The following is an 11,106-nucleotide window of genomic DNA, read 5'->3' on the forward strand; positions in this document are numbered from 1 at the left end:
GGTTAGAAATGTATCAACACTACTGTTGACTACAGCGATCCACAAGATCTATGCTGTTCGTGCAAGCGGCCGGCGGAGGCCCCCGACTCGCGTGACCGGCTACCACACGTGGGTGCAAGACGTATCAACAGTAGGTAGATACCCGAGATGCGACGACAACTCGTAGACATGGTTACAGATGGAAAGCTTGCGAGAGAGCAGGTTTCGTCGTAATGCGGATCCAGACTGATCACTCGAAGTGCACCGGCAACGGCTTGTGTGCCGGCACCGCGCCGACAGTATTTGATGTGTCCGATGATGGCTACGTCGAAGTGCTGCAGGACGTTCCGGACGCTGATCTGGAACCGCTGGTGCGCCGGGCGTCAATCAATTGCCCAACACGTGCTATTACGTTGATCGACGATGACCAGTAGGGCCGGTGCGCGGTCGCCAATGTCTGACGCAGGACCAGACAGATCGCAGTGCCCAATCAGCGGCTGGAACAACAGGTGAAACCCAATGGTGTGGGAGGTCGCAATGGCGGTCGATGAACTGGTCGATCTGGTGAAGCTCGTGGAGCCCTCGTTCTATGAGAATCCCGTCCCGATCTATCAGCGCTTGCAGCAGGAGGCGCCCATTTTCTACTACGCGCCATTGGACATGTACGTCCTGACCAAGCACGAAGACATCCGGTTCGCTGCGCAGCGTAAGGACATCTTCTCGCCGACGGGCGGGCTGTTGCTCACCGAGATCATGCACAACGAGGACACGCTGCTGCGCGAAGAGTTCTTCGATCCGGCCGGAGAGTTGTTCCCTTACACGGATTCACCGCGGCATCGTCAGCTTCGACGACTGCTTACGCCGGCGTTCACGCCGCGCGCGCTGGCGACGATGACCGCAGAGCTGGAGGAGAGTTGCCGGGCGCTGGTGGACACCGTCGACGCCAATCGGCCTATCGACTTCGTCGAAGCGGTGGCCTCGCGCCTGCCGATTCTGTTCGCTTCGCGTCTGCTGGGGACCACGTCGTCGGATGTAACGCGCATACGTCGATGGAGCGATCTGCTGGAGAACATCGGGTCTGGGACCCTGACCGCCGATGAACTGCGAGAAGTGGCGCAGGAATTCAAAGACATGAGCGGATTCTTCCTCTCCGAGTTCGACCGTAAGCGTCAACACCCTGGTTCAGATCTGATGACCACGTTGCTCGACGCGACGCTCGACGGGGAAAAGTTGCCTGAGGCCAAGCTGATCATGTATTGCACGCTGGTGCTTGCGGTGGGTACCGACACCACCCGCTCTCTTTTGACCGGAATGGCGATTGCCCTGGCGCGACACCCCGATCAGCTGGCCCGGTTGCGTGCGGACCGCTCGCTGATGCCGACCGCAGTCGACGAAGCTTTGCGCTGGACCACGCCCGCGCGTGGGTTTGTGCGGACCCTGTTGACAGACGCCGAGGTTCGCGGGCAAAAGATCAGCGCCGGCCAGCGCGTCTATCTGTTCTACGCGGCGGGCAACATCGACCCGGACGTCTTTCCCGATCCGCTGACCTTCGACATCACGCGCGACCAGGACATCTCGCATCTCGGCTTCGGATTCGGGCCCCACATCTGCATCGGCGCACAGCTGGTGCGGATGGAGGCGGCCATGCTCTATAACATGCTCCTCGACAGATTCAGTTCCTGGGAGCTTGCGGCCGAGCCACGACGGCTGCGTCACATTTTGCGCAACGGCTGGCACGACGCGCCGTTGGTGTTCACTTCGGCTGACTCCGACACGTCCACCACCAGCAACGTGGCAGCCGCCACGTCGTGACGCCGTGATCGTCAAGTAGGAATGACCTCGAAACCCTTTGGCGTCCGGTCTATCACAGCGATGATCATCGGAACGTCGATTCTCATCTCGAGTTTGTAATGTGACCTGTGCTGTCGCGCAGTCGGCAGCCGGTCGGCGCGACGGTGGACTTCCCGTCGGGATTGGATCGCAGCCGACGCCAAGGGTTTTGAGATATCACTCCGAACTCCTTGCACGTCGGCCGCAAACCTTCTCTTGCTCAGTCGGGGGGCGAGCCGACTCGAGGAATTCAACGATGGCCGGCGCTACCCGGCCGGATTCGTCGAGGAGCAGCAGGTGGCCCCCACCGGCAAACATGAGCAATCGTGCGTTGGGCATCGTGGCCGACAGCAACCGTGCGTTGAGCGCTGGCGACACCGGATCGTCACGCCCGTGCACGATCAACGTGCGATGCGGAATCCGGTGCAACCAGGGCCATGAGGTGAAGGCGGAGATCGCCAACAGCTGATAAGCGTAACCACGAACGGGTGGGGGGCGTTTGAGTCGGTCATGCAGACCCGCACGCATCCGACGGCGGTCGTAAGCGGTTTGTCCGCCCGCGATGAGCGGGATGATTAGTTCGGCTGTGCGGCGGTGGTAATAACGCAGCGGGCTGAGCATCAGTGCGAACACGGCGGGGTGCGGAATCGCCGCGGGTGTTCCCGGCACCGTACTGGCCAGTATCAAGCGATCGACCCGGTCGGGAAATCGGTGCGCGAGTTCCATGGCCACCACGCCGCCGAATGAGTAGCCCAGGATGTCCGCGCGCTCCAAGTCGAGCGCATCCATCACTTCGGTGACCAGCGCCGCGATTCGTGACAACCGCAAAGGGATTAGTGGCGTAGGGGATAGTCCACACCCGGGCAGGTCCAGGCTTATCAGCTCTCGCTCATCAAGCTCGTCGACCAAAGGTTGCCACATCTCGATCGCGGCGCCGATCCCGTTGATCAGGATCAACGGGTCGCGGCTGCCAATGTTGCTGCGCTGCAGGCGGATCCGCTGACCGCTTGCGGTGACGTAGAACTCATCATCGGTATTGATGCTCACGCGGATGTCCTGTTGTCCGCGGCCCACCGGGCAAACCACGTCAGGGCCTCCGGATGATCGATGGCACCAGGTGCCGTGACGATGTCCGGTGCCGTTCCCTGCAGGATGGCTTTGACCGGGATTTCGAGTTTCTTGCCAGTGAGGGTGCGCGGAATCACAGGGGCGACGGCGATGGTGTCGGGCACGTGCCGCGGCGACAGCTCAGTACGCAGCCGCGTGTCGATCCGGCAGCGCAGCGACTCATCGAGGACAGAACCGCCGGCCATGACGACGAACAGCGCCAGGAGGTAGCGGCCGTCCTGCAGTTCGGCACCGATCACCAGGCTGTCACAGATCTCATCGAATTGATCTACAACACTGTAGATCTCAGCTGACCCGAGCCGAACGCCGCCGCGATTGAGGACAGCGTCAGACCTGCCTTTGACCTCGACACCGCCGTCTTCGGTGATTGTGATCCAGTCACCTTGTCGCCATACGGTTGGATGCCTGTCGAAGTAGGTGCCGCGGTACCGCTCTCCGGTCGGGTCGTTCCACAACCCAAGCGGCATCGACGGCATCGGCGTGGTGATCATCATCTCTCCCACCGTGTCGTGCTGAGGTCGCCCATGGGCGTCCCAGGATTGTGCGTTCACACCCAGCGATCGTCCCGCAATCTGTCCCAACCGCACGGGGGTGAGCGGGTTGCCGCAGAAGAAGACGCTGCACACGTCGGTGCCACCGCAGATCGAGTCCACCCGGGCGGGAAATCGCTGCGCAAGCCAGTTCCAGGCGCTCGGCGGCAGCGGCGACCCGGTCGGCATTATCAGGCGAAGATTGGTCAGGTCGTGACGGGATTGGGGCTCGAGGTGTTGTTTGGCAAGTGCCGTGACGTATGCCGAGCCGACACCCAGGATAGTCGCGTGGGTCTGGGCGGCGACGGCGAAGGCACCGTCGTCCTCTGGCCGGGTGGGGCTCGCCGCAGACAACACCACGGTGGCACCGTGCAGTAGAGCGCCTACCGAGTAGTTCCAAGCCATCCAGCTGGTGGAGCTGACGAAGAACATGGTGTCGGACGATCTGATATCCAGACACAGGCCAAGCGATTTGAGGTGTTCGAGCACGATGCCGCCGTGGCCCTGCACAATGCCTTTCGGCGAGCCGGTCGATCCCGAGGAGAACAGTATCCACAACGGGTGTCCGGCGGGCACGGGGGTGAACGTCGGAGTACTTGGGGTGGCAACGATCTCGTCGAAGGCCAGTGTGCGGTTGGGGGTCGGCGCGTCGGGATGTAACTTGCGCACGACGACGGTGGCGGCGAGCGATGGCAACCGCCGGCGCAGCTCGTGCACGATGTCTCGTCGGTCATGGGCACGCCCGCCGAACCGGTAACCGTCCACTGCCAGTAGCACTTTGGGATTGATCTGGCCGAAGCGATCCGCGACGGCTGTAATGCCGAACTCGGGTCCGCACGACGCCCACACCGCGCCGATGGCGGTCGTAGCCAGCAGGCCGATTACCGCTTCGGCGGCATTGGGCAGGTACGCCGCAACGCGGTCTCCTGGCATCACGCCAACTTCGAGGAGGTAACGCGACAGTGCCCCGACTTTGCCTGCGAGTTCGGCGGTCGACCACTCGCGTGGCCCAATGTTCTCGGCTATTTCTATGAGCGCGGGTCGTGTTCGGGGTGCCCTGGCGAGAATGTTCTCCGCGTAGTTGAGTTGTGCACCATCGAACCAGCGTGTGTGGGGCATCTCGCCACCGCTGATGATGTGGTCCGGCCGCCGGGTAGCTGTCACACCGTAGTAGTCCCACACCGCCGACCAGAACTCATCGAGGTCGTGAACTGACCACTCCCACAGGTCATTCCACGTGACGTGGCTGATTCCGCGTTGATCTTTCAGCCAGCTCATGAAGTGGGTGACGTTGGCGTTGTCGATGTCGTGCGGGCCGGGCCGCCACAGAACATCGGGGCGATCACCAAAGATCACAGGGGGGCCGACCGGTCCAGGACATAGGAGCCCGGCGCGGGCTCAAGGCAAGGAAACGCATCGCTGCCTACTGTCGCCGGTGCGGGCACTTCCGGACCGCCGCGTGCAATGATCCAGTCAGCCCAGTGTTCCCACCAGGTGCCGCGCACCTCTTTGGCTGATTCTCGCCAGGCTTCGGGGTCGGGACCGGGATCGGCTCCAACGAAGTAGTGCGCCTTCGGATTGCCGGGCGGGTTGACCAAACTTGCGATGTGGCCGGCGTTGCTCAGGACGAAGGTCTTGTCGCCGGACATCAGTTGAGTGGTGCGGTAGCAGCCCTTCCACGGTGTCAGATGATCGGTGAGCGCACCGGTTGCGTACACATCGACATCGACCTTACTCAGATCGATCTGAGTACCCAGGACATGAAGCTCCCCTCGCGCCAACAGGTTCAAGTTGAAGATCTTCAGGAACTGGTGATGCAACGCCGAGGGCAGCGCAGTCCCGTCGTTGTTCCATGCGAGGATGTCGAAAACGGCGGGGTCGCGTCCCAACAGGTAGTTGTTGACCCAGTAATTCCAGACGAGGTCGTTAGGTCGCAGCAAGTTGAAAACCGCGGCCAAGGACTGTTGGTCGAGGACACCCCTTCGGGAGGATCGCTTCCTGGCCTGGTTGACAACTACTGGCAGGTTGAACATGCCGATCGGGGAGGGTTCGTCGAAGTCCAATAACGTCACCCCGAAGCTCGCCGCGTGTACCCGGTCATCGCCTATATCGGCGAGATGAGCCAGCACGATCGAGCTGAGAATGCCTCCTGCGCACATGCCGAGGGTGTTGAGTTGCTCGCTGCCGGTGATTTCACGGACGGCATCCATGACCCGCAGCACTGACGCGGCGTACACGTCCAGGTTGTACTCGCGGTCCTCGGGGCCCGGGTTGCGCCAGCTGATGACGAACATCGGGATGCCGCGCGAGACGGCGTATTCGACGAAGCTACGGTTGGGAGCCAGGTCCATGAAGTAGTACTTGCCGATCTGTGGGGGTATCAGCAAGACCGGCCGCTGACGGACATGAGAGGTCGTCGGCGTGTACTGGAGCACCTCGCAAACAGCGTCGCGGTAGACAACGCCGCCGGGAGTGACTGCCAGATCTTCACCGACCCGCAGGGCACCGCGCTTCACCTGGGACGGCATTCCCCCGTTGAACCGCAGGTCATACAGATAGTTGCGCAGGCCGAGCACAAGGCTGGCTCCGCAGGTTTCGAAGGCCCTCTTGAGCGCGGCTGGATTGCCGAGCAGTAGGTTGGTCGGCGCCAGCGAGGACGTCACCAGTTCGGCGACAAACTCCAGCAACTCCTTGTCTTTCCATTGCAGATTGGTCTCGGCCACGGACGCGTCCACTTCGCTGCACAGCGCGAGATAGGCCTGCATGATCCGCCGGTAGAGAGGGTGATCGGTGAAGGTGGGGTCGGTGAAGCGCCGGTCGCCCTTCTTGGGTCCGATCGCCGAGCCGCCGGTGACGATCGATGCCAGCTGGCTGGCGTAGTTCGCACTGTGGCGCGCTGCGCCGATAGCTGCAGAGGCGAGTCGTGGCGACTTCGAAAGCACTGGTGCCCAGGGCAATTGGATCCCGCCAAGCGTGCTCTTCGTACTTTCGGTCGGCGGACGCGCGGTTTGGGTCTTGCGCTCGTCCGGTGAGGCGGACCGCCCACTGGCGCGCTTACGCCGTTCGCTGGGGGCCCCGTTGGCCTTGTCGGACAGATCGGTCGCAGACATGTCGCTCCTCCTACGTCGCTGCCGCACCCCGCGCAGATGGTCGCGTTCCCGATTCCCTTACTACCGCCCGTGACGGGGCAGGTACGGTCCGCAAGCTAAGAGCCTTCTCCCGGTCGCCCGGCGTCCAAGTCCGCTTAACGATCGAGCTGGCACTCGTTATCGGTGGGTGTACCCGAGCATGGCAGCTGTCCAGAAAATAGTCAACACGAGCGTTGAAACATCATCTGTGGCTTTTCTCGCTACACCGCCGTGGGACACGTTATCCAGCTGGGCCTAACGACTTACCCGGCGTAGTCGACATGGAGTGATCCGAGCTTCATGCCAACGCGTGTGTTGGTCAACCAGAGGGAGGACATGACGCTTAATGGCGTTGGAAAACTGTTGGCCGGACTGGTCTCGACACCCCGCCGGCCGTCACCGGTTGCGTGCCAATGAAGCCAACAATGCCGTTGATGAAGCTGCTGAGACAAGCTATGGTTACATCAACACATATGTTGAAATAATGGGACAGGCGAGTGGCTCGTCGTGGTTCGCCGGCACCGCGCATGCCGTCGACGGCATCCGGTCGGCCCTGCGCGTGTTTCGGGTTGTGCAGTCGCCTTCAAAGTATCCCGCGCATCGTCAGGGTGAGTGCGCGTTGCAGAAGAAGGTGGTGGCTGTGAACGATCTTGCTGTGTGCCTGGCCGTGTCAGATGATAAGCCGATGCGACCGGGTGGCCCGTGGCTCGCGAAGTAGCGACAACGTCGAAACCCTTTGGCGCCGGGTTCGTCACAGCGATACTTTTCGGGGCCGCCCTCAATCCGATCAACAGTTCGGTAATCGCGACCGGACTCGTGGCGATCGCCACGGCAATGGACGTGCCGGTCGGAAAGACCTCGATCCTCATTTCGAGTTTGTATTTGACTTGTGCCATCGCGCAGCCGACCGCCGGCCGGCTAGCGGAGGAGTTCGGGCCAAGACGCGTCTTCTTGCTCGGCATCGCTCTGGTGCTCGCCGGCGGCGTATTGGGGGCAGTCGCGGACAACCTGGCGATGTTGGTCTGGGCGCGGGTGTTGATCGGATTTGGAACATCAACGGGATACCCAACGGGGATGATGCTGATCCGGCGCCGGGCCACCGATGCCGGGCTAGACCATCCGCCGAGTACCGTCTTGGGCGGTATAGCGATCGCCGGGGGTGCGACGATGGCGATCGGGCCGTCGCTGGGTGGGCTGCTAATCGGTTGGTTTGGCTGGCGATCGGTGTTCGCCGTCAATCTGCCTTTCGCCGTGGTGGCCGGACTGTTGGTGCTGTGGGGGATTCCACGCGACCCCGATGTGGTGACCGGCCGAGCGTGGCGGGTCATGGTCAGCCGGTTGGACCTTGCCGGGATAGCGGCATTCAGCGCGGCGTTGGTGAGCGCATTGATAGTGCTCGAGGGGCTGCCCCATCTGCAGTGGCCGGCGCTTGTCGGTGCCGTGGTGTTCTCGGCGGGGCTGGTTTGGCGCGAATTGCGCGCAGCGAATCCGTTCATCGATATGCGGTTGCTGGTCCGCAACAGGGCGCTGTCCCGGACGTATCTGCGCGCTGGTCTCACCGTGTTTGGTACCTACGTCGTGTTGTACGGAGTGACACAGTGGATCGAGGTCGCGCACGGGCAGACAGCCCTCGCCGCCGGTCTGATCATGCTGCCGGTCGGCGCGGCGTCCGCGCTGGCATCGCAGGTGTTCAGCGGTCGCAAGAATCCGCGCATGACGCTCATCGTCGCTGCGGTGCTGTTCATCGGAGGCTCGGTGTTCATCTTGACGCTGTCGAAGTCGAGCTCGGTTTTTGCCATCGGCGCGGTCACCGCGATCTTCGGTGCGGTCAACGGCGCCGGCATCGTGGGCAATCAGCTGGCGCTCTACCGCCAGACACCCGCGGACGCGATCGGCACCGCCTCAGGGCTGATGCGGACATCCCAATACGTTTCGTCAATCGCCTCGGCGGTCCTCATCGGCGTGGTGTACAGCCGCACCGTTGACAGCGCGGGACTGCACGACGCGGCACTTGTCCTGATCGGCATGAGCGTCGTCCTACTGCTCATGACGCTGTTCGACCGCCGGCTGTCTGGGTCCGGGTCGCCCACGACGGGTAGAACTCTGCACCGCCCGCGCTTCGCCGATTCCTGAAAGCGGCGAAAAGTAGCTGGCGCTCAATGCCTGTCGATTCAGTCGAGCGATTCGATCTTGTGGCGCCAAACCTCAAACCGGGCACCAGGCCTCTCAGACTCCTCGCGTCGGCCGATGTTCAACAGCAGCGTAGAAGCAGCTGCCGACTGGGGTGGATTGAAATCGTCAACACAGATGTTGACTTTTCAGCGTGCCGTTCGTATGCTCAAGGTGCTGCGGCGAACAGACAGTATCTGTGCATGTCGTCGTGCGCTGGTGATGCCGGTGTGTGCCATCGCTTCTTTGTGCGCGGGACGGAGCTATCGCCCGCGTTCGGCGACACCGACATGTGATCGCCGGCCCGAGAAGCCATGACGGAGGACAACCATGACCGGCAAGCCAACGCACCTCAGCTTCGCCGAGCTGCGCGAGCTCGCCGATTCGGCGAATCTGCCCACCCTGCTGATGTTGATCTACCAGGTCACCGGGGACTCGCGATGGCTGGAACCGCCCTACTGCCCCACCCGCAGCCGCGGCCTCAGCGATCACGACACGGGCGGATTCTCGGAGCAGATCCAGGACGAGATCCGCTTGGCGGGAGCCCACGCGCTGTTCGATCTGCAATCCGGCAGGCAGCCCGCGATCCCGATGCCGAGTGCTGAACAGACCAGTCGGATGTTGGGTGTGTGCGTCGGCGAATCAGTCGACCCGTCCTACGGTGTGATGTTCTCCGAGGAGTTCGAACGCCGCATGGGGATACAGGAAGACGTCAACATCGCTGAGACTCTGCCACCGGGTTTCCACGTTCTCGTCATCGGCGCCGGGGTCTCCGGCATCATCGCCGCTCAGCGGCTGGGCCAAATGGGCATCCCCTACACCGTGGTGGACGAGCACGACGGTGCGGGCGGCAACTGGCGGGACAATCCGTATCCCGGCGCCGGGGTGGATACTCCCAGTCACCTGTATTCGTTCTCCTTCGCGCCGCACGACTGGACCAAACACTTCGAGTTGCGCCCGGAACTCGAGGAGTACCTCGAGGCGACTTTTGAGCGTGTCGGCGGACCGGCCAACACCCGGTTCAACACCAAGGTGGTGTCGGCCCGCTTCGACCCGGATGCGATGGTGTGGCGGGTTGAGGTCCAAGACCGCCAGGGGAACCGCGATCTGATCACCGCCAACGCCGTCATCAGCGCCGTCGGGGTCCTCAACCGGCCCAGCTTGCCCAATACCGATGGGAGGGAACGCTTCACCGGGCCTTCCTTCCACTCGTCGCATTGGCCCGAAGACCTCGACATCGACGGCAAGAGCGTCGCGGTCATCGGCAGCGGGGCCAGCGCGATGCAGATCGTGCCGGCGATCGCCGACCGAGTCGGCAAGTTGACGGTGTTTCAGCGCACCCCACCGTGGGTCGCGCCATTCGAGAAATTCCAGCTGCCCATCGACTACGGCGCCCGTTACCTGCTCAATCATTTCCCGATGTATCGGTCTTGGTATTTCCTCAAGCTGTACTGGCAGTTCGGCGACAAGGTACTCGATGCGCTGCGCAAGGATCCGAGCTGGCCGCATCCGGAACGCTCAGTCAACGCACAAAACGACGGGCACCGGCAGTTCTTTACTCAGTACATCGAGGAGCAACTCGGCTCCCGCACCGATCTCATCGACAAGGTCGTCCCGACGTATCCGCCCTACGGCAAGCGGATCCTCCTGGACAACGGTTGGTATGCGGCGCTCGTGCGTGACAATGTCACGCTCGTCACCGAGGCGGTGTGCGAGGTCCTCGACCAGGGCGTCCGGTCAAGTTCGGGCGAGGCCTACGACGCCGATATCCTGGTGTGGGCCACAGGATTTCAGGCCTCACGGTTTGTGTCGAGTCTCGATATCACCGGGCTGCACGGCCAGACTCTGCGCGACGCGTGGGACGACGACGATGCGCGCGCCTACCTCGGTGTGACGGTTCCGGATTTTCCGAATCTATTCTTGCTGGGGGGCCCGAACTCATTTCCGGGCAGCGGCAGCTTCATGTATTTCATGGAGGTCCAGATGCGCTACATCGGTCGGATATTGGCCTCGATGATCGACGCCAACGTCGCGGCGGTGAACACCAGGCGGGACGTTTACGAGCGTTACGGCGACTTGGTGGACGCGACCAGCCAGACGACGGTGTGGACACATCCGGGCACCAACACGTTTTTCCGCAACGCCCGGGGCCGACTGGTGTTCGTCTCGCCGTTCCGAAACGTCGAGTACTGGAAACAGGCCGTGCAGTCTGGGCTCGACGACTACGAGCTGCTCGGAGACGGCTTGACCGAACACATGGTGATCGCCGCATCAGCCTAACCGCGGGCAGCGTCCCGCCCGGACAAAAGGAACCCAAACACGATGGAACCGTTACTTCTTGG

Annotated in this window: 8 protein-coding genes; 5 read left to right on the forward strand and 3 right to left on the reverse strand. The window is 62.4% G+C overall.

Annotation, left to right across the window (positions count from 1 at the left end):
- Positions 1-212: 212 nt before the first annotated feature.
- Positions 213-413 (forward strand): ferredoxin, encoded by a 201-nt coding sequence (locus tag WAN02_RS13120; RefSeq protein WP_422264621.1) that lies wholly within the window; start codon positions 213-215, stop codon positions 411-413.
- A 103-nt stretch (positions 414-516) separates the two neighbouring features.
- Positions 517-1,791: a cytochrome P450 gene (locus WAN02_RS13125; RefSeq protein ID WP_422264622.1), complete on the forward strand. Its 1,275-nt coding sequence runs from the start codon at positions 517-519 to the stop codon at positions 1,789-1,791.
- Between the two features lie 195 nt (positions 1,792-1,986).
- On the opposite strand, the gene WAN02_RS13130 is transcribed toward WAN02_RS13125, so the two are convergent.
- The 3 genes from WAN02_RS13130 to WAN02_RS13140 are packed head-to-tail and all read right to left on the reverse strand — an operon-like array spanning position 1,987 to position 6,577.
- Positions 1,987-2,856 (reverse strand): alpha/beta fold hydrolase, encoded by an 870-nt coding sequence (locus WAN02_RS13130; RefSeq protein WP_422264623.1) that lies wholly within the window; start codon positions 2,854-2,856, stop codon positions 1,987-1,989.
- Positions 2,853-4,823 carry an acetoacetate--CoA ligase gene (locus WAN02_RS13135; protein WP_422264624.1) on the reverse strand — a complete coding sequence of 657 codons (1,971 nt, stop codon included), beginning with the start codon at positions 4,821-4,823 and terminating at the stop codon, positions 2,853-2,855. Before WAN02_RS13135 ends, WAN02_RS13130 begins: the two co-directional genes overlap by 4 nt.
- Positions 4,820-6,577, reverse strand: a complete 1,758-nt coding sequence (locus WAN02_RS13140; RefSeq protein ID WP_422264625.1) for a PHA/PHB synthase family protein — start codon at positions 6,575-6,577, stop codon at positions 4,820-4,822. The genes WAN02_RS13135 and WAN02_RS13140 overlap by 4 nt, the downstream gene beginning before the upstream one ends.
- A 421-nt stretch (positions 6,578-6,998) precedes the next feature.
- On the opposite strand from WAN02_RS13140, the gene WAN02_RS13145 reads away from it, so the two are divergent.
- The 3 genes from WAN02_RS13145 to WAN02_RS13155 all read left to right on the forward strand — a co-directional run bounded on the left by WAN02_RS13145 (position 6,999) and on the right by WAN02_RS13155 (position 11,044).
- Positions 6,999-7,313 carry a hypothetical protein gene (locus WAN02_RS13145; RefSeq protein ID WP_422264626.1) on the forward strand — a complete coding sequence of 105 codons (315 nt, stop codon included), beginning with the start codon at positions 6,999-7,001 and terminating at the stop codon, positions 7,311-7,313.
- A complete protein-coding gene (locus WAN02_RS13150) occupies positions 7,298-8,728 on the forward strand; it encodes an MFS transporter (RefSeq protein WP_422264627.1) in 1,431 nt (476 codons plus the stop codon). Before WAN02_RS13145 ends, WAN02_RS13150 begins: the two co-directional genes overlap by 16 nt.
- A gap of 366 nt (positions 8,729-9,094) precedes the next feature.
- Positions 9,095-11,044, forward strand: coding sequence for an FAD-dependent oxidoreductase (locus WAN02_RS13155; protein WP_422264628.1), 1,950 nt, complete (start codon positions 9,095-9,097; stop codon positions 11,042-11,044).
- The last annotated feature ends 62 nt before the right edge of the window (positions 11,045-11,106 follow it).

The sequence above is a fragment of the Mycobacterium sp. genome (assembly GCF_049281135.1).
In the GTDB taxonomy this organism is placed as follows: Bacteria; Actinomycetota; Actinomycetes; order Mycobacteriales; family Mycobacteriaceae; genus Mycobacterium.

What these genes read in the sequence shown, in the direction of transcription:
- WAN02_RS13120 (WP_422264621.1), top strand. Translation starts at nt 213, where the DNA reads ATGCGGATCCAGACTGATCACTCGAAGTGCACCGGCAACGGCTTGTGT.
- WAN02_RS13125 (WP_422264622.1), top strand. Translation starts at nt 517, where the DNA reads ATGGCGGTCGATGAACTGGTCGATCTGGTGAAGCTCGTGGAGCCCTCG.
- WAN02_RS13140 (WP_422264625.1), bottom strand. Translation starts at nt 6,577, where the DNA reads ATGTCTGCGACCGATCTGTCCGACAAGGCCAACGGGGCCCCCAGCGAA.
- WAN02_RS13155 (WP_422264628.1), top strand. Translation starts at nt 9,095, where the DNA reads ATGACCGGCAAGCCAACGCACCTCAGCTTCGCCGAGCTGCGCGAGCTC.